Below are 19,142 nucleotides of genomic sequence, written 5' to 3'. Positions count from 1 at the left end.
TCCATGCAGGCCGCAAAAACAAACAGCCGGGAATCCCCGGCTGTTTGCGTATGTGTTGCAAAGTCCTGCAAGCGACCGATCAGGCGCGCCCGTAGGTGTCTTCGAAACGCACGATGTCGTCTTCGCCCAGGTAGCTGCCGGACTGCACTTCGATCAGCTCCAATGGCAACTTACCCGGATTGCGTAGGCGATGGGTCACGCCCAGTGGGATGTAGGTACTCTGGTTTTCGGTCAGCAGCAGCACCTCGTCGCCACGGGTGACTTCGGCGGTTCCGCTCACCACGATCCAGTGTTCGGCGCGATGGTGGTGCATCTGCAGGCTCAGCACCGCACCGGGTTTGACGGTGATGCGCTTGACCTGGTGGCGCTGGCCCATGTCGATCGAATCGTAGGCGCCCCACGGGCGATAGACCTTGCGATGCCAGGTGGCCTCTGAACGGCCAGCCGTCTTGATCTGGCCGACCACATCCTTGACCTCCTGGATGCGATCGCGATGACCGACCAGCACGGCGTCCGGCGTCTCGACGACGACCACGTCTTCTAGGCCGACCATGGCAATCAAGCGCGAGCCGTAGGCGTAGGTGTTGCGGCAGTCGACCTGGATCACGTCGCCATGATGCGCGTTGCCGTCGGCGTCCTGCTTGGACACGTCCAGCAGCGACGACCACGAACCGACATCGTTCCAGCCGGCATCCAGCGGCACCACCACTGCATCGGCGGTCTTTTCCATCACCGCATAGTCGATCGAATCCGACGGGCTGGAGGCGAACGCATCCTTGTCCAGACGGGTGAAGTCGGCGTCGCGCTTGCCGCCTTCCCACGCCTTCTGGCACGCATCGGCGATGGCGGGCTGGAACTTGCGCAGTTCTTCCAGATAGCGCGAGGCACGGAACAGGAACATGCCGCTGTTCCAGTAATACTCGCCGCTGGCCAGATAGCCTTGCGCGGTGGCCAGGTCGGGCTTTTCGACGAAGCGTTCGACGGCGCTGACGCCGGTACCCGCGCTTGCCTTGATATAGCCGTAGCCGGTTTCGGGCGCGGTGGGCTTGATGCCGAAGGTGACCAGCTTGCCTTGTTCGGCCGCAGTCGCCGCCAAGGTGACCGCGGCCTGGAATGCCGCTTCATCCTGAATCACGTGATCGGACGGCAGCACCAGCAGCAGCGGATCGCTACCGTCGCGAGTCGCTTCCAGTGCAGCAACGGCGATGGCCGGTGCGGTATTGCGGCCCTTGGGCTCGAGCAGGATGGCCGACGGCTTCACGCCCAACTGTTGCAACTGCTCAGCGGCCATGAAGCGGTGTTCTTCGTTGGCCACCACGATGGGGGCATGCGCCGCCACCGGGGCGGAACGCAGCCAGGTGGCCTGCAGCATGCTGTGCTCGCCGACCAGCGGCAGGAACTGCTTGGGATACGATTCGCGCGACAACGGCCACAGGCGCGTGCCGGAACCGCCGGATAGGATGATAGGTAGGACGTCGCTCATGGGCGGGGGAAACTCCAAAGTGCGTCTATAAGGTGGGAGAGGGAGTGAATCAGCCGCGCAGCAGGTTGGAAATTTCCTGTGTGCGCGTTTCCAGCAGGGCGGCGTCGCCGCGCGTTTCCACGTTCAGACGCAGCAGCGGCTCGGTGTTGGAGCTGCGCAGGTTGAAACGCCATTGGCCGAAGTCGGCACTGATGCCATCGGTGTAGTCCAGTTCCGGCGACTGATCGCCGTAGTGATCCATCACGCGGACAACCGCTGCCTTGGCATCGTCCACCTTGAAGTTGATCTCGCCGCTGCAGGGGAATTTCTGCATGCGCGCCTCGACCAGATCCGCCAGCGAACGACCCGACTGCGACACCAGCTCGGCGATCAACAACCACGGGATCATGCCGGAGTCGGCATAGGCGAACTCGCGGAAATAGTGGTGCGCGCTCATCTCGCCGCCATACACGGCGTTTTCGCTGCGCATCTTTTCCTTGATGAAGGCATGGCCGCTCTTGCACAGCACCGGGATGCCGCCGGCGTCCTCGACCATCTCGACGGTGTTCCAGGTCAGGCGCGGGTCATGCACGACTTTGCCACCCGGCTGCTTGGCCAGGATCGCCTGGGCCAGCAGGCCAACCAGGTAATAGCCTTCGATGAAGCGGCCGGTGTGGTCGAAGAAGAAGCAGCGATCGAAGTCGCCGTCCCAGGCGATACCGAAGTCGGCGCCGTGTTCCTTGACCGCCCTGGCGGTGGCGTCGCGGTTCTCCGGCAGCAGCGGGTTGGGGATGCCGTTGGGAAAGTTGCCATCGGGTTCGTGGAAGACGCGGATGAACTCGAACGGCAGCTGCGGTGCAAGCAGGTCGACGATCAGGCCGGCGCCACCGTTGCCGGCGTTGACCACCAGCTTGAGCGGCTTGAGCGTGCTGCGGTCCACGTAGCTGAGCAGATGCTCCAGGTAGGCGGTCTTGTCGGTGCGGCTCTGCTCGCTTGCGGTTGGCTCGCCGGGTGCGGCGGTATCGGCAGCGACGGTGTCGCGGATCGCGAACAGGCCGGTGTCGGAGCTAATCGGTCGCGCCTGCTCGCGGACCAGCTTCATGCCGTTGTAGTCCATCGGGTTATGGCTGGCGGTAACCATCACGCCGCCGGCCGCCTTGAGGTAATCGGTCTGGAAATAAACCTCCTCGGTGCCGCACAGGCCAATGTCGATCACTTCGCGGCCGCTGGCGCGCAGGCCGGCCGAGAGCGCCTCCTGCAGGCCAGGGCTGGCCAGGCGCACGTCGTGGCCCAGGACCACGGGCCCTTGCTCCAGCTGCGCCGCCAATGCCACGCCGATGCGGCGCGCCAAGTCCTCGTTGAGTTCATCCGGCACGCGGCCGCGGATGTCGTAGGCCTTGAAGGCGGGTAGCGTCATGGGCAATTCCTGGGATGGGGGAATTCCGAGTTTAGCGGCTGTGCCGTGTCTTGGGTGTGGCGGAATTGCGATCGGGGACAGGGAACAGTCAGCGGCTAGAATGGCCGCTTCACATCAGCGAGGCGAGGGCGGTGATGAGCAATGGTGGACGTGGTGCGGCAAGCGGCAAACGCTATGCCGATGCCGGGGCGGCGCTGTATGGGGTGCTGGCCGATGGCCAGACCCTGGCGGTCGGCGGCTTCGGATTGTGCGGAATCCCGGAAGCGCTGATCGCGGCAGTGCGCGCGAGCGGGGTCAGCGGATTGACCGTGATCTCCAACAACGCAGGCGTCGATGGATTCGGGCTGGGTCAATTATTGGCCACCCGGCAGATCCGCAAGATGATTTCGTCCTACGTGGGCGAGAACAAGGAATTCGAGCGGCAGTACCTGGCCGGCGAACTGGAGCTGGAGTTCAACCCGCAAGGCACGCTGGCCGAACGCCTGCGCGCGGGCGGTGCGGGGATTCCCGCGTTCTATACCGCAACCGGCTACGGCACCATCGTCGCCCAGGGCAAGGAAACCCGGCAATTCGACGGCAAGCAGTACGTGATGGAAACCGCACTGCAGGCCGACGTCGCGCTGGTCAAGGCCTGGCGTGCGGACACGGCCGGCAATCTGGTGTTCCGCAAGACCGCGCGCAACTTCAACCCGGCCTGCGCCATGGCCGGTCGCGTCTGCGTCGCCGAGGTCGAGGAGATCGTGGAGGTGGGCACGATCGATCCGGACCAGGTGCATCTGCCCGGCATCTATGTCGACCGGCTGGTGCTCAACGCCACCCCGGAAAAACGCATCGAACAGCGCACCGTGCGCGAAGGACAGCACTGATGGCCTGGACCAGAGACCAGATGGCCGCACGTGCGGCGCGTGAATTGACCGATGGTGCCTACGTCAACCTGGGTATCGGTCTGCCGACGCTGGTGGCCAACCACATTCCCGATGGCGTGGACGTGTGGCTGCAATCGGAGAACGGCCTGCTCGGCATCGGTCCGTTTCCTAGCGAGGACGAGGTGGATGCGGACCTGATCAACGCCGGCAAGCAGACAGTGACCGCGCGTGCCGGCGCCAGTTATTTCGGTAGCCACGACTCGTTTGCGATGATCCGCGGCGGGCACATCGATCTGGCGATTCTCGGTGCGATGCAGGTGACCGAGCGCGGCGACCTGGCCAACTGGATGGTGCCTGGCAAGATGGTCAAGGGCATGGGCGGCGCGATGGACCTGGTGGCCGGCGTCAAGCGCGTTGTCGTGCTGATGGAACACGTCGCCAAGGACGGCAGCCACAAGATTCTACGCGAATGCGACCTGCCATTGACCGGCGTCGGCGTGGTCGATCGCATCATCACCGACCTGGCGGTATTCGACGTCACCGATCGCGGGCTGGTGCTGGTGGAGGCGGCGGATGGGGTAAGTGAGCTTGACCTTCGAGAGAGAACAGGTGTCGAGTATCGTGTAGGAGGTCAATTCAAGCGGGCGTTTGCAGTGTAGTATGTGCCAGTAGCACCAATTTTCTTGGTGAATTCTTCACGATCATTTTAATTAACCACTTTTAGGTCAAATGATGAAACGCTCATATATATTTACGCTGTCTATCGCGATGGCGATGATGACGGTGGCATGCAGTAAGAATGAGTCAAATGCACCCGAGGTTTCTAAAAATTCCACTGCTGCTGCGAAATCTTCTGAACCTGCAAAGCCTATTGCTGCTCAGGAAATTATAAGACTTACAGCAGATCAAGTTGGTGTGAAGTTAACGCTTGAGTCTCAGCCCAAGGTTGACACAGCCTCTGGGTCTGTCAGTTTTGTGGTGAAAGTGGAAAACCATGGCGTTGCGGCACTTTCAGGGGCTAGCAATCCGCCTGTTAATTTAGGGGTTCAGATTCTTGGCCCTGGCGGTAGCGCAGAAGGGATGGTAAGAGATTTTTCGCGTACGTCCTTGCCCGACATTGCGCCAGGTAACGCAGCGTCCGTCACTGTGCAGTTCCCACTAGAATCGCGTTTAGATGGACGTAAGCTCAAGGTTGACCTCGTACAGGAAGGTGTTAGCTGGTTTTCTGATTTCGGACAGCCAACGCTGGAGCTTGACCCTGTTAAATAATCTGTACAGATTATTGGGTCTGAAAAAAGGCGCCATATGAGCGCCTTTTTTTATTTATAGATTTTGGTAGTTCGGGCCCGAACCACCCTCCGGGGTGACCCAGGTGATGATCTCGTACGGGTCCTTGATGTCGCAGGTCTTGCAGTGCACGCAGTTGGCGGCGTTGATCTGCAGGCGCTTGCCGGAGGGGCTGCCGGTGTCTGCGACCATTTCGTAGACGTTGGCCGGGCAGAAGCGGGTGCAGGGGTTGTCGTACTCCTGTACGCAGCGGGTGGCGCAGACGTCGGTGTCGAGCACCTTCAGATGCACGGGCTGGTCTTCGTCGTGCTCGGTGGCAGCGAAGTAGACCGCCTGAAGGCGGTCGCGCGGGGCGAGCTCGCGCGTGCCGTAGTCGCGGTTGGGTTGCTCGTAATCGCCGATCTTGTGCAATGCCGACCAGTCGGGTTTGTTCTTCAGCGTCCATGGCGAGGCGCCCTTGAGCGCGGTTTCCCAGGCGGCATTGAGCAGGCCGAACCACAGGCCCTTCTTGAAACCGGGCTTGATGTTGCGCACCTGCTTCAACTCGGCCATCGCATCGGACGCGCGCAGTTTCGCGTCGAAGCCTTGCGGCGCCAGCTGCGATTGCACCAGATGTTCGGCGGCCAGCATGCCGCTGCGGATCGCCTGATGGGTGCCCTTGATCTTGGGCACGTTGAGCAGGCCGGCGGTGTCGCCGATCAGCAGGGCACCGGGCATTTCCACCTTCGGCAGCGACTGCCAGCCGCCGGTGACGATGGCGCGCGCGCCGGCCGAGAGGATGCTGCCGCCTTCCAGCAATGGCTTGATCAGCGCGTGGTTCTTCCATTGCTGGAAGGCTTCCCACGGCTGGTACTTCGGGTCGCTGTAGTCCAGCCCGCTCACGTAACCGAGCGCGATCTGGTTGTTGTCCAGGTGATACAGGAAGCTGCCGCCGTAGGTGCGGTTGTCGGCCGGCCAGCCCAGTGTGTGCACGATCTTGCCGGGACTGACGCGCCCTTCCGGTACCTGCCACAGCTCCTTGATACCGATCGAATAGCCCTGCGGGTCGGCATCGGCGGTGAGGTCGAAGCGTTTGAGCAGGCGCTTGGTCAGATGCCCGCGCGCGCCCTCGGCCAGCACGGTGACCTTGGCACGGATATCGATGCCGGCGGTGTAACCGGGCTTGTGCGAACCGTCCTTGGCCACGCCCATGTCGCCGATACGCACGCCGATGACCTGGCCGTTGTCGTCGTGCAGGGTTTCGGCGGCGGCGAAGCCGGGGTAGATCTCCACACCCAGCGCTTCGGCCTGCGGCGCCAGCCAGGCGCACATTGCGCCCAGGCTGACGATGAAATTGCCGTGGTTGCGCATGCCCGGCGGCACCACCGGGAACTTGCGCGCGCTGTCCTTGCCGAGAAACCAGAATTCGTCGTCGGTGGCAGCCACGCAGATCGGCGGCGGGTTGTCGCGCCAGCCCGGCAGCAAGGCATCCAGCGGGCCCGGCTCGATCACCGCGCCGGACAGGATATGCGCACCGATGGTGCTGGATTTTTCGATCACGCAGACGCTGATGGCCGGATCGAGCTGCTTGAGCCGGATCGCAAAGGCCAGCCCGGCCGGACCGGCGCCGACGGTGACGACGTCGTACTCCATCACGTCGCGCTCGACCGTCTCTGGCGCATTTGCGCCGACTCCTGCTTCCGACATTGCTCCGCTCCCGTTGGCTCGATGGCTGCCGCGCATTTTCCGGGATTCGATGTGACGGCGGCAAATCGGATCGATTCATCCGCGCCGCGCAGCCTCCACTCAGTGGGCGCGTGCTAGCGTTTGATGCATGAAGATTCGGGTGGCATTGCCGCAAGCGGAGATCGCCTGGTGTCGCGGCTGGTTGCCGCGCGCGCAGGCCGATGCGCTGCTGCAGGCGCTGCTGACGCAGGTGCAATGGGAAGTACACCGTATCCGCATGTTCGGGCGGACGGTGGATTCGCCGCGTCTGAGCAGCTGGATGGGCGATCCGGACGCCAGCTATCGCTACTCGGGCACGCAGTTCGCGCCGCAGCCGTGGCTTGAGGTATTGCAACCTCTACGCGCACGCCTGCAGGCCGAAACCGGGGCGCCGTTCAACAGCGTGCTGGCCAACCGTTACCGCAGCGGCAACGATGCGATGGGCTGGCATAGCGACGACGAGCCGGAGTTGGGAGCGCGACCATTGATCGCCTCGGTAAGCCTGGGCGCGACGCGGCGCTTTGCATTCAAGCATCGCGACGATGCTGCGTTGAAGCAGACGCTGGAATTGGGGCACGGCGATCTGCTGCTGATGGCAGGCGAGACCCAGCGCCACTACAAGCATGCATTGCCGCGCACCGCGAAGCCCATCGGCGAGCGCATCAATCTGACCTTTCGTCAGATTGCGCCGCGTGCTCCCCAACGCTAGTTCGGCTGTCGCGGTGACAGCGGACGCGGCAGGCTTTGGCTGTCCTGCTGGCCGGTGACCAAGGTCCAGCCGACCAGTTCGGTGGTGACCTGCGTCATCGCCTGTTCGAATGCCGCTGCCACCGCAGCCGTGTCGGTGCCGCTGGACGGGCGTGCGACCAGGAAGGTGCGCGAAGCCACCACGCGCTGATCGGCGGCGTGCAGCAGTTTGGCATTGAGTTCGATGGTGGCTGAGGGCAGCGACTGGCCGGCGTAATCGGACTCGAAGCGGCGCAGGTCGATCGCCAGCTTGTAGTCGGAGCGGATGCCGGTGCCGATACGGGCGACGGCGGCGATCTTGCCGGAGTCCTCGAACGCGCGGACCACGCTGTCTTCCAGCATATCGGTGGCCGGCTGCGCCCAGCCTGCGCCGTGATAGACCTGCAACTCACCAGGGGTCGGGCGCACGTTGATGCGCGGGCTGTCGATCACCCGCGCGGCGCTGGGCTTGGACACCGACAGCTGCCAGCTCACCTGCGGCCAGGACGGGTTCGGCGCGATCCGCACATTAGGTGCGTAAATGGTGGCCGGCTTCTTGTCGCCGCCGGTCAACACCGAGCAGCCGCCCAGCGCCAGCAACGAGACGCACAACATGGGACGCAACAGGCGCATGGCAGTCATTTCGGTTCGAACTCCTTGGGTGCGTCGCGGCCGAGCAGGTAGCGCGCAGGGTTGTTGTCCAGTTTGTCGCTGACCCGGCGCAGGTCGCGGATCAGGCCGCGCAATTCGGTCAGCGTGGGCCCGAGCTGGCCCAGTCCGTCGTTGGCAAAACTATTGATGGCCGCGCGGTTCTCGCCAAGGATGTTGTCGGCGTTGCCGGCGGCCGAATCCAGCTTGACCAGGGTGGCATCGAGCTTTTCCAGGATGCCCGGCAGCTGCTGCACCAGGTTCTGGTCCAGTCGCTTGATGGTGCCGTTGGTGGTGGTCAGGGTGGTGTCCAGATTGCGTGCGGCATCGCGCGCGCTGACGATCAGCGCCTGCATGCCTTCGTCGCGGTCGGCGATGCCGCCGCTGATCTTTTCCAGATTCTGCAAGGTGGCGGTGATGCTGGCCACGTTCTTGTCCGAGAGCATCTGGTCCATGCGTTCGACGATGCGGTTGGCGGTGTCGGTGATGTTCTGCAATGCCGATGGCGTGGTCTGGATGATCGGCGCATCGCTCTTGTCGATGGTGGTCAGCGACGGTGCCTCGGGCGTGCCGCCGGAGAGCTGGATGATCGACGGGCCGGTCAGGCTGGTGATGGCCAGCTTGGCGCGCGTATCGCTCTTGATCGGCGTGGTGGAGTTCACCCGCACGTGCGCGACCACCTGGCGCGGGTCGTTTGGTGCCAGCGTCAGCTCGGTGATCGAGCCGACCGCGATGCCGTTGTATTGCACCGGGCTGCCGACCGACAGGCCGGTCACCGCCTCGCGGAACACCACCCGGTATTGCTGCCAGGTACGGTCGGAGGAGTATTTCGCGGCCCATAGCCCGAACAGCAGCAGGGCCAGGCCCGCCACGATGGTGAAGGCGCCGATCAGGACGTAATTGGCTTTGGTTTCCATGCTCAGGCGGTCTCGGTGGAGTCGGTCTTGGCCGCGCGCGCGGCGCGGGCGCGCGGACCGTGGAAATATTCCTGGATCCAGGGGTGGTCGATCTGCTCGACTTCGGCCAGCGGCGCGTTGGCGATCACCTTGCGATCGGCCAGCACCGCGATGCGGTCGCAGATGGCGTACAGCGTATCCAGGTCATGCGTGATCAGGAACACGGTCAGGCCCAGCGCCTGTTGCAGGGTGCGGATCAACCGGTCGAAGGCGGCCGCGCCGATCGGGTCCAGCCCGGCGGTGGGCTCGTCCAGAAACAGCAGCGGCGGATCCAGCGCCAGCGCCCGCGCCAGGCCGGCGCGCTTGCGCATGCCACCGGACAATTGCGAGGGCAGCTTGTCCAGCGCATCGGCCGGCAGGCCGGCCAGCTTGATCTTCAGCAGCGCCAGCTCGAAATACCAGCGCTCGGGAAATTCGCCGTGATGTTCCTTCAGCGGGACCTGCACGTTTTCGCCGACGGTCATCGACGAGAACAGCGCGCCGTCCTGAAACAGCACCCCGGTATTGCGGGTGATGTGCTGGCGGTCGGCGAAACGGCCCGAGCGTGCGTCCGCACCCAACACCTGGATGCTGCCGGCGTCGGGCTCGCGCAGGCCCAGGATGCTGCGCATCAGCACCGACTTGCCGGTGCCCGAGCCGCCGACCACGCCCAGGATCTCGCCGCGACGCACGTCCAAATCCAGGTCCTCATGCACGACCTGGCTGCCGAAGCGATTGGTCAGCCCGCGCACCGAAATCGCCAGCTGGTCGTCGTCGGCGTCGGTCTCTGTGCCGGGATTGGGGATTTGGGATTCGGGATTGGTCACAGCACAGTTCTCCCGAGTGTCAGGGCGCCAGCTGCGCTCCTGCCTTGCACGAATCCCGAATTCCGAATGTCGAATCCCAGCCTCATCACCACCCCATCTTCATGAACCACAGCGCGGCGACCGCGTCGAGGATGATGACCAAGGAAATCGTCTGCACCACCGAGGAGGTGGTGCGTTCGCCAACCGACTGCGCGGTGCCGCTGACCTTCAGGCCTTCCAGGCAGCCGATCAGGCCGATCACCAGCGCAAACAGCGGCGCCTTGGATAGGCCGACCAGGAAATGCCGCAGCTGGATGGTGTCGTGCATGCGCGCCAGGTACATCTGCGGCGGGATATCCAGATCGAATGCGCCCACGGTGACGCCACCGGCCAGGCCGGCGATCATCGCGATGAAGGTCAGCAGCGGCAGGGTGAAGATCAGCGCAAGCAGGCGCGGAATCACCAGCAGGTCGATCGGGTCCAGGCCCAGGGTGCGGATCGCGTCCACTTCCTCGCGCGATTTCATCGCACCGATCTGCGCGGTAAACGCACTGGCGGTGCGCCCGGCCAGCACGATGGCGGTCAGCAGCACCGCGAATTCGCGCAGGAAGGCGATCGACACCAGCTCCACCACGTAAATCTCCGCGCCGAAGTCGCGCAGGATGGTCGAGCCCAGGAATGCGATCACCGCGCCGACCAGATACGACAGCAGCACCACCAGCGGCACCGCATCCAGGCCGACCTGCTCCATGTGGTGCACGGTGGAGGTCAGGCGGAAGCGCCGCGGCTCGTGGATCAGCCGCGCGATCTTGACCAGGTTCTCGCCCAGAAAGCTGTTCAGCTCCAGAATGCCCTGGCCGACGCCGTGGGTGGTGCGGCCCAGACGGTCCAGCGCGGCGACGAAGCCGTAGTCGCGTTTGGGCTTGGGGCGTTCGTCGTTGAGTTCCTCGATGGTGCACACCAGCGCCTGGTGCTCATCGCGGAAGTCGATCGCGTCTTCCTTCAGGCCCATGCGGCTGGCGAAGCGCAGCAGCTGCAGCACCCCGGCCGAGTCCAGTTGCCCGATGCCGCGCGCGTCGATGCGCCGGATCCCTTCGGGCACGGCCTGCAGCAGCTCGGCCTGGGGCAACGCGGTCGCCAGGACCCAACTGCCAGCAAGGCGGACCTGTGCGTGATCCTGCGAGTCTTGTTCGATGCGTGGAGGTTGCGCTTTGATCATGGGTGGCCTGTCCGTGGCGCCAGCATACCGCGCCCGGCGTGAGCGAATGATGGGGACGCTTCGCCGCTGCGGTCCCGGCACAGACAATCGGCGCGCCGGCCAGGTGCGCTGCGGCATACACTGACGGTCTCGCCAGACGGCGTTTCTCCGATCCGACCCGCCACGCATGTCCGCTGCCACCGTCGTCCAACCGTCCGCCAGCGCCACCTATGCCCAGCGCGTCGCCTTTGTTTCGGAAATCGCCGGACGCCTGCATTCCTACGGCACCACGGCGCAGCGCCTGGAGGCCGCCGTGGTCGGGCTGTCGCACAAGCTGGGCCTGGACTGCGAGCCCTGGTCCAATCCCACCGGGATCATTTTGAGCTTCAGCGACCCGACCAAGGCCATCGGCTCCAGCGACATCACCCGGGTGATCCGGCTGGCTCCGGGCGAGAACGACCTTTACAAGCTCAGCGTGGCCGATTACGTGGCCGACGGCGTGGCCAACGGGCGCATGAGCATCGCGCAGGGCCACACCGCGCTGCGGCGGCTGGACCGCGAGGTCGATCGGCGCGGCAAGACCATGCAGGTGCTGGCATTCGGGCTGGCCGCCGCCGGCGTGGCAGGGCTGTGGAAACTGCCCTGGCTGGATATCGCCACCGCCGGCGCGATCGGCATGTCGATCGGCCTGCTGACCCAATACACCGACAGGCGGCCGGCGACCAAGGAAGCCGGCGAGGCGCTGGCCGGCCTGCTGGCCGGGGTGGTGGCCGCAGTGGTGGCTTCGCTGGTCGGGCCACTGAACCTCAACACGGTGATCATCGCCTCGCTGGTGGTGCTGCTGCCCGGCATGTCGTTGACCAATGCCTTCAACGAACTGGCCAGCCAGCACTGGGTCTCGGGCACGGCGCGGCTGGCCGGTGCGGTGACCACGGTGCTCAAGCTCACCGTCGGTGCAGTGATCGCGGTGACGCTGACCCAGGTGCTCGGCCTGCACCCGCAGGTGGCCGCATTGCGCCCGCAGGCCGGCTGGGTGGAATGGGCCTCGCTGCTGGTGGCCGCTTATGCGTTTGCGGTGTTGTTCAAGGCCAATCGACGCGATTATTTATGGATCATGGCGGCGGCCATGTCCGGGTATGTCATCGCGCGTTATGCCGGGCATGCCTGGGGCGGTCCGGCCGGTGTCTTTGCATCGGCCATGGCATTGACCGCCGCCGGTAATCTGTTCGGGCGGGTGATACAAAAACCCGGGGCATTGATCCGTTTGCCCGGCATCATCATGCTGGTTCCGGGCAGTGTCAGCCTGCGCGGCTTTCTGACCCTGATACAGCAACAGGATGTCAGTGTGGGGCAGGCCGCGCTATTGGCGGTGACCAATATCGTGATGGCCTTGATGGCCGGATTGCTGTTCGGCAATCTGTTGATTCCGGCCCGCAAGAATTTATGACCGGCAGAAAACGCGCAATAAAAAACGCCGGCACTGCCGGCGTTTTTTATTGGTAACAATCAAGCCGCCTTGGGCTTCTTGGTCGCGCGCTTGGTGGCGGCTTTGCGCGGCGCGGCCTTCTTGGCCGGGGTCTTCTTGGCGCTGACCTTGCTGATCAGAAAGTCTTCGACCTTCTTGCCGGCGGCGGTCAGTTCGGCCAGCCAGCGCGGCTGCTTGCCGCGGCCGGTCCAGGCTTCCTGGGGATTGGCGGGGTTGCGATATTTCGGCGCAACCTTGCCCAGCTTACGGCCGGCGCGCGGACCCGGCTTGGCAGCGGCAGCCGAACGGCCCGCACCGGCGCTGGCGCCAAACAATTCTTCGATGGAATAACCCTGGGCTTTTGCCGCGCGGGTCAGCTGCGTGCGGACCTTGGCAATCGGGGCGCGCTTGGCAACCACGGTCTGCTGCTTTTTCGCGTTTTTGATCAGGGCACCCAATTGCTTGGCCGACAGGCCGCTAAGATCGATCGACATCACTACTCCGGAAGATGAGAGAGAAAAGAATGCCGGTCCGTGGCAGCGCTGGCCATCATAATGTCAGAAAACCCGGGTGACAAATGCGCCGAAATACTCCGGCGCATTGTGTTCATCTAATCGAAGTAGTTTCGGGTGATTTGATCAACGACCCAGGCGGGAGAATAATCCGGCCTTATCCAGGTTTTCTGCTGCTTCCGCAGTACGGGCACGATATTCAAAGGTACCGGCGACCAATCCGCGTTCGGAGACCACCACCCGATGCGGAATGCCCAGCAGTTCCATATCGGCAAACATCGCACCCGGGCGCAGGCCGCGATCGTCCAGCGCCGCTTCAATGCCTGCGGCAAGCAATTCGTCCAGCAATGTCTGAGCGGCGGCAACCACCTGCGCATCCTGCTTGGGGTTGATGATGCAGACCACCACCTGCCACGGTGCCATCGGCGCGGGCCAGACGATGCCGGCATCGTCGTGATTCTGCTCGATCGCCGCGGCCACGATGCGCGATATGCCGATGCCGTAGCAGCCCATCTTCATCACTGCGGGTTTGCCGTTCTCGTCGATCACGGTGGCCTGCAATGCCTGCGCATACTGGCTGCCGAGCTGGAACACATGCCCCACCTCGATGCCGCGGGCCAGCCGCAGCTCGCCGCCGTCGGCCGCGCGTTCGCCGTCGATGACGTTGCGCACATCGGCAACGGTTTCCGGTTCCGGCAGGTCGCGGCCCCAGTTGACGCCCACCAGGTGCACGCCGGGCACATTGGCGCCGACCACGAAATCGGCCAGCGCCGCGACATCGCGATCTGCCACCACGCGCACCGGGCGGGCGGTATTGACCGGACCCAGGAAGCCCGGCTCGCAGCCGAGGTGGTCGCGGATTTCGGTTTCGTTGGCCAGGCGGTAACCAGCCAGGCCGGCGACCTTGCCAAGCTTGATCTCGTTGACGGCATGATCGCCGCGCACCAGCACCAGCACGAAGCCGGCTTCGGTCATCACCGCCACCGACTTGACGGTGCGCTGCAGCGCGATGCCCAGCAACTGGGCGACGTCTTCGCAGGTCTTCTGGGTGGGCGTTGCGACCTGGCGCATCGCCTCGCCAGCCGCAGCGCGCGGGGCGGGCAGGGCGGCGCTGGCGGTTTCCACGTTGGCGGCGTAATCGGAGCCGGTGGAGAACGCCAGCGAGTCCTCGCCGGAGGCGGCGATGACGTGGAATTCCTGCGAGGCGTCGCCGCCGATGGCGCCGGAGTCGGCCTGCACGGCGCGGAATTCCAGCCCCAGCCGGGTGAAGATGCGGGTATAGGCCGCGCGCATGTTGTCGTATTCGCGCGCCATGTCGGCATCGGTGAGATGGAAGGAATAGGCATCCTTCATCAGGAATTCGCGCGCGCGCATCACCCCGAAGCGCGGGCGGATCTCATCGCGGAACTTGGTCTGGATCTGGTAGAAGTTCAGCGGCAGCTGCTTGTAGCTGTTGATCTCCTGGCGCGCGAATTCGGCCGCGGCCTCTTCGGCGGTCGGGCTGTAGCAGAACTCCTGCTCCTTGCGATCCTTGATCTTGAGCAACTGCCCGCCGAACTTCTCCCAGCGGCCGGTGGCGTCCCACAGCTCGCGCGGCTGGATGGTGGGGAACAGCACTTCCACCGCCCCGGCGCGATTCATCTCCTCGCGCACGATGGCCTCGACCTTGCGCAGCACGCGCAGACCCAGTGGCGACCAGGTGTACAGCCCGGAGGCCAGCTTGCGGATCATGCCCGCGCGCAGCATCAGACGGTGGCTGACCAGCTCGGCGTCGGCCGGGGTTTCCTTGGTGGTGTGCAGGTGGAACTGGGAAAGACGCATCGGGCTTCGCTTGGGCGGAAAGCCCATAGTTTGCCAGTCTCGCGCCCTGCCGGTCAGGGGCACCGGCCGATCGGCCGGATGCCGGGACCGGTATGTGGCCGGTCCCGGGCCGGCTCAGGTGGCCGGATTGCCGCTCGCTGCCGGCTTGCAATAGGCCTTGGCCGCCGCCTCGGCGAGATTGCGCTGCGCCGCGCGTGCGTCCGGGTCCAGCGGGGTGCCCGGCTTGCCGTCGGCGCCGGCGCCCATGGTGACCTCGCCCTTGCCGCTGAGCAGTTCCAGGTTGCGGCGTGCGGTCAGGCAGTCGGCCGATTCGGGCGTGGTGGTTTCCGGCGCGGCGATGGCGGCGGTGCCGCTGCGCGCATCGATCCGGCGCGCTTCGTAGCGCTGGCCGGCCGGTGGCGGGGTTTCGGTGTAGTGGGTGACGCCCTTGGCGTCCTTCCATTTATACAGATCGGTCGCGCCGGCGGCGGCGCTGGCCAGCATCAGCAGGGCGCAAAGCCCGGACGACAGGTGCATGTGGCTTCCCCTGGATGATTCCCGCGGCGATTGCAGCATCCGCGGCCCGCGCTGGCAAGTGACGCTGCAGGCGCACAGGCGCGCTACCGCCGGACGGACCTCAGGCCCTACACTTGCCGGATGGATGAGATGAGACCGCCCCCGCGCTCGCGCACGATTTACCTGCTGCCGAACCTGTTCACCACCGCCGGGCTGTTTTCCGGTTTCTACGCCATCATCGCCGCCGCCAATGGGCAATTCGTCCAGGCCGCCATGGCGGTGTTCGTGGCCGCGGTGATGGACGGGCTGGACGGCCGGGTCGCGCGCCTGACCAATACCAGCAGCGAATTCGGCGTGCAGTACGACTCGCTGGCCGACCTGGTCAGCTTCGGCATGGCCCCGGCGTTGGTGATGTACCACTGGTCGCTGTCGGCATTGAAGTACGACAGCAACGTGATGGGTCGGGTCGGCTGGTCGGCCGCCTTTCTGTATGCGGCCTGCGCGGCGCTGCGGCTGGCGCGTTTCAATACGCAGGTCGGCGTGGTCGACAAGCGCTGGTTCATCGGCCTGGCCAGCCCGGCGGCCGCCGGCCTGATGATGTCCTTCGTCTGGGCCTTTGCCGACGATAGCCTGGGCTTCGACGGCGAGCAGCTGCGTTACCTGGCGCTGGCGGTCACCGTGGTGGCGGCCTTGCTGATGGTCAGCCGGATCCGGTTCTGGAGTTTCAAGGGCGGCGCGCGTGGTCCGCGCGCCGACCGGGTGCCGTTCCTGGCGCTGGCGATCGCCACGGTGGTGATTGCGTTGCTGGTGATCGATCTGGCCCGTTCGCTGCTGGTGATCGGCGTGCTGTATGCGCTGTCCGGCCCGGTGATGTGGCTGTGGCGGCGCTGGCGGCGCACGCCCGAGCTGCCATGAGTCAATTGGCCTCCGAGCCGATGTGGTCCGATCTGCAGGTGTCGTATCTGCAGGCGTTGGGGCACACCGTGTATCTGGACCGCGACGCCGTGGACGCGGCGGCGCCTGACGAGACGAGCGAGCATGCGCCGGCGGCGGCTGCACCGTCACGCGTGGAGCGCGCGCCGTCGATGCCGCCACCCGCGGCACCGCCTGTGGTCCGGCGCAGCGCACCCGCTGCGCCGGCCGACGCGCCGTCTGCGGTCACGACTGCGCCATCGGCAGCGCCGCAGCGGCGCAGCCGGGTCGGCATGCCCGATCGCCTGCAGATGGCATTGCTGCGCGCCTCCGGCTGCAATCCAGGCGATCCGAATACCCAGGCCTTGATGGCATCCTGGCCGCTGGCCGAGTTGCGCGGCAACCCGGCGGCCAAGCGCGCGCTGTGGCCGCAACTGCGTGCGCTGCGGCGGCGTCGGGATCCGGCATGAGCGCGTTGAACGTGCCGCTGCCCACCTCGCTACGCGCCATGCGCGAGAGCGATCTGGATGTAGTGATGGAGATCGAACACCGCGCCTATCCGTTTCCGTGGACGCGCAGCATCTTTCGCGACTGCCTGCAGGCGGGCTATCCGGGCTGGGTGATGGAGCAGGGCGGGCAGGTCATTGGCTACGGGGTGATCAGCATCGCCGCCGACGAAGCGCACGTGCTCAATGTCTGCATCGCACCGGAGGCGCAATCCCAGGGGCATGGCCGGGTGCTGTTGCGCGCGCTGATCAAGGGCGCTTGCGATCGCGGCGCGCGGCGGGCGTTTCTGGAAGTGCGCCCGTCCAACCCGTCGGCGATTGCGCTGTATCACTCCGAAGGCTTCAATGAAATCGGGCGGCGCCCACGCTACTACCCCTCCAACACCGGCCGCGAAGATGCGTTGGTGATGGCGATCGAGTTGTCCTTCGAGGGGTTTTCCTGAGCGGCATCGGCGGTTGCTGATGGGAGCGTTCGCGCACGCTCGGCTGGCACTGTCAGCCACTCACCTGACAGGCGCCGCGCGTTTGCCTTGGTCAGGGGCCTGACGACCCGCAGATATTCCGCCCGGCGCTTGCGTCGCGGGCGAACAATTGCGCCGGTACTGCGCTGTCTCACGGCAGCTGCGGCTTCGTCGTTACAGCAGACGATCGGGTAAACAGGCAATCGCCGATGCCGTGAGCAACGCCCTTGCGCGTCACTGCAATCGATCGCAGCAAGGCGCACATCGTTCCTGACGCACCGCGTGCGTCGGCCGCTCGCGCGCCGCCATCTGGCATGACGTGCTCGCACACATCATGGTGATTCTTTCGCCATCTTGTATTTTTTCTTTTCGGTGACGTGACCAGTTGCGTCCTCGCATGCGAGATGCCACTCAAGGACGATAGATCGCATTGCAGTCACTGTGCGCGTCAAAAAAAACATGCAGGTCTGTGAGCGTGGTGGCACACCGTGCTGGACCCGCGCCCGTCTGTACTGCGCTGCAGATCATGCTGCACTGCAGTGTCCTCGCGACTGTCTCCACGTGTCTTGATTACAGCGTTTTGTCTTCTCTTGCGTGTCCCGCAACCGTTTGCGTGACTGCGCGTGCACATCGATGCATCGGCTAGATACAAGCCATTGCGATGCTCCTAGTATCGGCGTCGCGGAACTGAACATTACAGAGATGAAAAGTATGTTCCGCGCCTGCTAGACGAGGGGTGTGCCGCCGCGCGGCGCATCGAACCCATTCGAGGGAGACATCAAGATGAAGCCGAAATTTTCAACGGCGGCCGCCGCGTCGCTGTTTGTCGGGTCGTTGCTGGTCGTTGGCGTTGCCTGCGCCGATCCTGCACTGGAAGTTGCAACCACTGGTTGGGCAACCCAGAACGGGGGGACCAAGGGCGGCTCCAAGGCGGCCGCTGCCAACATCTACACGGTCAAGACTGCCGCCGAGCTGAAGAGCGCGCTGAAAGCCAGCGTGGGCAGCAACGGGCGCATCATCAAGATCAGCGGCATCATCGATGTCAGCGAGGGCAAGCCGTACACCACGACCTCGGATATGAAGAGCCGCGCGCGGCTGGACATCCCGACCAAGACCACGCTGATCGGCATCACCAGCAACGCGGAAATTCGCGAAGGCTATTTCTACGTCAAGGCCAACGACGTCATCATCCGCAACATCACCATCGAAAATCCATGGGATCCGGAGCCGGTCTGGGACCCGGATGACGGCAGTGCCGGCAACTGGAATTCCGAGTACGACGGCCTCACGGTCGAGGGTGCGACCAATGTGTGGGTGGACCATGTCACCTTCACCGATGGTCGCCGCACCGACGATCAGAACGGCACCGCCAACGGACGCCCCAAGCAGCATCACGACGGTGCGATGGACGTCAAGAAGGGCGCCAACTTCGTCACCATTTCCTACTCGGCGTTCAAGTCGCACGAGAAGAACGACCTGATCGGCTCCAGCGACAGCGCCTCCAGCACCGACAGCGGCAAGCTCAAGGTGACCATCCACAACACTTTGTTCGAGAACATTTCCGCACGCGCGCCGCGGGTGCGCTTCGGCCAGGTGCACCTGTACAACAACTACCACGTCGGCAGCACCAGCAATAAGGTCTACCCGTTCTCGCACGCGCACGGCGTGGGCAAGGAGTCCAAGATCTTCTCCGAGCGCAACGTGTTCGACATCAGTGGGGTGAGCAGCTGCGACAAGATTGCGGCCGATTACGGCGGCAGCGTGTACCGCGACCAGGGCTCGCTGCTCAACGGCAAGGCACTGACCTGCTCGTGGAATAGCAACATCGGTTGGACCCCGCCGTACACCTATAGCCTGCTGTCGGCCGACAAGGTCGCTGCGGACGTCAAGGCAAAAGCCGGCGCAGGCAAGCTGTAAGGCG

Annotated in this window: 19 protein-coding genes; 9 read left to right on the top strand and 10 right to left on the bottom strand. The window is 64.6% G+C overall.

The features are described from left to right. Window positions 1-79 precede the first annotated feature (79 nt). Window positions 80-1,483, bottom strand: coding sequence for a mannose-1-phosphate guanylyltransferase/mannose-6-phosphate isomerase (locus ABQ039_RS16595; RefSeq protein WP_102251245.1), 1,404 nt, complete (start codon window positions 1,481-1,483; stop codon window positions 80-82). 49 nt (window positions 1,484-1,532) lie between these two features. Next, window positions 1,533-2,879 carry a phosphomannomutase gene (locus ABQ039_RS16590; protein ID WP_349778346.1) on the bottom strand — a complete coding sequence of 449 codons (1,347 nt, stop codon included), beginning with the start codon at window positions 2,877-2,879 and terminating at the stop codon, window positions 1,533-1,535. A gap of 134 nt (window positions 2,880-3,013) precedes the next feature. On the opposite strand from ABQ039_RS16590, the gene ABQ039_RS16585 reads away from it, so the two are divergent. The 3 genes from ABQ039_RS16585 to ABQ039_RS16575 all read left to right on the top strand — a co-directional run bounded on the left by ABQ039_RS16585 (window position 3,014) and on the right by ABQ039_RS16575 (window position 5,014). Further along, the gene (locus ABQ039_RS16585; protein WP_349778345.1) at window positions 3,014-3,745 is read left to right on the top strand and encodes a CoA transferase subunit A; all 732 of its coding nucleotides are present in this window, start codon (window positions 3,014-3,016) and stop codon (window positions 3,743-3,745) included. Continuing rightward, window positions 3,745-4,404, top strand: coding sequence for a CoA transferase subunit B (locus ABQ039_RS16580; protein ID WP_179465187.1), 660 nt, complete (start codon window positions 3,745-3,747; stop codon window positions 4,402-4,404). Before ABQ039_RS16585 ends, ABQ039_RS16580 begins: the two co-directional genes overlap by 1 nt. Before the next feature lie 73 nt (window positions 4,405-4,477). After that, complete coding sequence (locus tag ABQ039_RS16575; protein WP_184519504.1) at window positions 4,478-5,014, top strand: hypothetical protein; 537 nt, start codon at window positions 4,478-4,480, stop codon at window positions 5,012-5,014. A gap of 54 nt (window positions 5,015-5,068) precedes the next feature. Here ABQ039_RS16575 and ABQ039_RS16570 read toward each other — a convergent pair whose 3' ends face one another. Continuing rightward, window positions 5,069-6,718, bottom strand: coding sequence for an electron transfer flavoprotein-ubiquinone oxidoreductase (locus ABQ039_RS16570; protein ID WP_024938340.1), 1,650 nt, complete (start codon window positions 6,716-6,718; stop codon window positions 5,069-5,071). 127 nt (window positions 6,719-6,845) lie between these two features. Between ABQ039_RS16570 and ABQ039_RS16565 the strand changes: the two genes are divergently transcribed. Further along, window positions 6,846-7,445: an alpha-ketoglutarate-dependent dioxygenase AlkB gene (locus ABQ039_RS16565; protein ID WP_184611379.1), complete on the top strand. Its 600-nt coding sequence runs from the start codon at window positions 6,846-6,848 to the stop codon at window positions 7,443-7,445. Here ABQ039_RS16565 and ABQ039_RS16560 read toward each other — a convergent pair. The 4 genes from ABQ039_RS16560 to ABQ039_RS16545 form a co-directional block, all read right to left on the bottom strand. After that, window positions 7,442-8,104, bottom strand: a complete 663-nt coding sequence (locus tag ABQ039_RS16560) for an ABC-type transport auxiliary lipoprotein family protein (RefSeq protein WP_104575397.1) — start codon at window positions 8,102-8,104, stop codon at window positions 7,442-7,444. The genes ABQ039_RS16565 and ABQ039_RS16560 overlap by 4 nt on opposite strands. After that, window positions 8,101-9,027, bottom strand: coding sequence for an MlaD family protein (locus tag ABQ039_RS16555; protein ID WP_011035876.1), 927 nt, complete (start codon window positions 9,025-9,027; stop codon window positions 8,101-8,103). Before ABQ039_RS16555 ends, ABQ039_RS16560 begins: the two co-directional genes overlap by 4 nt. A gap of 2 nt (window positions 9,028-9,029) precedes the next feature. Continuing rightward, entirely contained in the window at window positions 9,030-9,872 is an 843-nt protein-coding gene (locus tag ABQ039_RS16550) for an ABC transporter ATP-binding protein (RefSeq protein ID WP_054592900.1), read from the bottom strand. Window positions 9,873-9,957: 85 nt separating this feature from the next. After that, window positions 9,958-11,187: an MlaE family ABC transporter permease gene (locus ABQ039_RS16545; protein WP_372358572.1), complete on the bottom strand. Its 1,230-nt coding sequence runs from the start codon at window positions 11,185-11,187 to the stop codon at window positions 9,958-9,960. Between the two features lie 49 nt (window positions 11,188-11,236). Between ABQ039_RS16545 and ABQ039_RS16540 the strand changes: the two genes are divergently transcribed. Next, on the top strand, window positions 11,237-12,496 hold the full coding sequence (locus ABQ039_RS16540; protein ID WP_024938335.1) for a threonine/serine exporter ThrE family protein: 1,260 nt from the start codon (window positions 11,237-11,239) through the stop codon (window positions 12,494-12,496). A 59-nt stretch (window positions 12,497-12,555) separates the two neighbouring features. On the opposite strand, the gene ABQ039_RS16535 is transcribed toward ABQ039_RS16540, so the two are convergent. The 3 genes from ABQ039_RS16535 to ABQ039_RS16525 all read right to left on the bottom strand — a co-directional run bounded on the left by ABQ039_RS16535 (window position 12,556) and on the right by ABQ039_RS16525 (window position 15,363). Further along, complete coding sequence (locus tag ABQ039_RS16535) at window positions 12,556-13,008, bottom strand: H-NS family nucleoid-associated regulatory protein (protein ID WP_102251252.1); 453 nt, start codon at window positions 13,006-13,008, stop codon at window positions 12,556-12,558. Window positions 13,009-13,152: 144 nt separating this feature from the next. Continuing rightward, the gene (locus ABQ039_RS16530; RefSeq protein WP_349778344.1) at window positions 13,153-14,847 is read right to left on the bottom strand and encodes a proline--tRNA ligase; all 1,695 of its coding nucleotides are present in this window, start codon (window positions 14,845-14,847) and stop codon (window positions 13,153-13,155) included. A gap of 114 nt (window positions 14,848-14,961) precedes the next feature. Next, complete coding sequence (locus ABQ039_RS16525; RefSeq protein ID WP_024939135.1) at window positions 14,962-15,363, bottom strand: DUF4124 domain-containing protein; 402 nt, start codon at window positions 15,361-15,363, stop codon at window positions 14,962-14,964. 120 nt (window positions 15,364-15,483) lie between these two features. Between ABQ039_RS16525 and pssA the strand changes: the two genes are divergently transcribed. The 4 genes from pssA to ABQ039_RS16505 all read left to right on the top strand — a co-directional run bounded on the left by pssA (window position 15,484) and on the right by ABQ039_RS16505 (window position 19,138). Further along, a complete protein-coding gene (pssA, locus tag ABQ039_RS16520) occupies window positions 15,484-16,257 on the top strand; it encodes a CDP-diacylglycerol--serine O-phosphatidyltransferase (protein WP_016902892.1) in 774 nt (257 codons plus the stop codon). After that, window positions 16,254-16,724 carry an alanine acetyltransferase gene (locus ABQ039_RS16515; RefSeq protein ID WP_046344356.1) on the top strand — a complete coding sequence of 157 codons (471 nt, stop codon included), beginning with the start codon at window positions 16,254-16,256 and terminating at the stop codon, window positions 16,722-16,724. The genes pssA and ABQ039_RS16515 overlap by 4 nt, the downstream gene beginning before the upstream one ends. Further along, on the top strand, window positions 16,721-17,203 hold the full coding sequence (gene rimI / locus ABQ039_RS16510; RefSeq protein WP_024939133.1) for a ribosomal protein S18-alanine N-acetyltransferase: 483 nt from the start codon (window positions 16,721-16,723) through the stop codon (window positions 17,201-17,203). The genes ABQ039_RS16515 and rimI overlap by 4 nt, the downstream gene beginning before the upstream one ends. 801 nt (window positions 17,204-18,004) lie before the next feature. Further along, window positions 18,005-19,138, top strand: coding sequence for a pectate lyase (locus tag ABQ039_RS16505; protein WP_024939132.1), 1,134 nt, complete (start codon window positions 18,005-18,007; stop codon window positions 19,136-19,138). The last annotated feature ends 4 nt before the right edge of the window (window positions 19,139-19,142 follow it).

The sequence above is a fragment of the Xanthomonas sp. WHRI 6108 genome (assembly GCF_040202385.2).
Classification (GTDB): Bacteria; Pseudomonadota; Gammaproteobacteria; order Xanthomonadales; family Xanthomonadaceae; genus Xanthomonas; species Xanthomonas arboricola.
The sequence above is the reverse complement of the archived record's forward strand: the minus strand, read 5'-3'. Positions and strand labels throughout refer to the sequence as shown.

Excerpts from the sequence above, each read along its gene's own strand:
- ABQ039_RS16595 (WP_102251245.1), bottom strand. The coding sequence starts at position 1,483 with ATGAGCGACGTCCTACCTATCATCCTATCCGGCGGTTCCGGCACGCGC.
- ABQ039_RS16590 (WP_349778346.1), bottom strand. The coding sequence starts at position 2,879 with ATGACGCTACCCGCCTTCAAGGCCTACGACATCCGCGGCCGCGTGCCG.
- ABQ039_RS16585 (WP_349778345.1), top strand. The coding sequence starts at position 3,014 with ATGAGCAATGGTGGACGTGGTGCGGCAAGCGGCAAACGCTATGCCGAT.
- ABQ039_RS16580 (WP_179465187.1), top strand. The coding sequence starts at position 3,745 with ATGGCCTGGACCAGAGACCAGATGGCCGCACGTGCGGCGCGTGAATTG.
- ABQ039_RS16575 (WP_184519504.1), top strand. The coding sequence starts at position 4,478 with ATGAAACGCTCATATATATTTACGCTGTCTATCGCGATGGCGATGATG.
- ABQ039_RS16570 (WP_024938340.1), bottom strand. The coding sequence starts at position 6,718 with ATGTCGGAAGCAGGAGTCGGCGCAAATGCGCCAGAGACGGTCGAGCGC.
- ABQ039_RS16565 (WP_184611379.1), top strand. The coding sequence starts at position 6,846 with ATGAAGATTCGGGTGGCATTGCCGCAAGCGGAGATCGCCTGGTGTCGC.
- ABQ039_RS16560 (WP_104575397.1), bottom strand. The coding sequence starts at position 8,104 with ATGACTGCCATGCGCCTGTTGCGTCCCATGTTGTGCGTCTCGTTGCTG.
- ABQ039_RS16555 (WP_011035876.1), bottom strand. The coding sequence starts at position 9,027 with ATGGAAACCAAAGCCAATTACGTCCTGATCGGCGCCTTCACCATCGTG.
- ABQ039_RS16545 (WP_372358572.1), bottom strand. The coding sequence starts at position 11,187 with ATGCCGCAGCGCACCTGGCCGGCGCGCCGATTGTCTGTGCCGGGACCG.
- ABQ039_RS16540 (WP_024938335.1), top strand. The coding sequence starts at position 11,237 with ATGTCCGCTGCCACCGTCGTCCAACCGTCCGCCAGCGCCACCTATGCC.
- ABQ039_RS16535 (WP_102251252.1), bottom strand. The coding sequence starts at position 13,008 with ATGTCGATCGATCTTAGCGGCCTGTCGGCCAAGCAATTGGGTGCCCTG.
- ABQ039_RS16530 (WP_349778344.1), bottom strand. The coding sequence starts at position 14,847 with ATGCGTCTTTCCCAGTTCCACCTGCACACCACCAAGGAAACCCCGGCC.
- ABQ039_RS16525 (WP_024939135.1), bottom strand. The coding sequence starts at position 15,363 with ATGCACCTGTCGTCCGGGCTTTGCGCCCTGCTGATGCTGGCCAGCGCC.
- pssA (WP_016902892.1), top strand. The coding sequence starts at position 15,484 with ATGGATGAGATGAGACCGCCCCCGCGCTCGCGCACGATTTACCTGCTG.
- ABQ039_RS16515 (WP_046344356.1), top strand. The coding sequence starts at position 16,254 with ATGAGTCAATTGGCCTCCGAGCCGATGTGGTCCGATCTGCAGGTGTCG.
- rimI (WP_024939133.1), top strand. The coding sequence starts at position 16,721 with ATGAGCGCGTTGAACGTGCCGCTGCCCACCTCGCTACGCGCCATGCGC.
- ABQ039_RS16505 (WP_024939132.1), top strand. The coding sequence starts at position 18,005 with ATGAAGCCGAAATTTTCAACGGCGGCCGCCGCGTCGCTGTTTGTCGGG.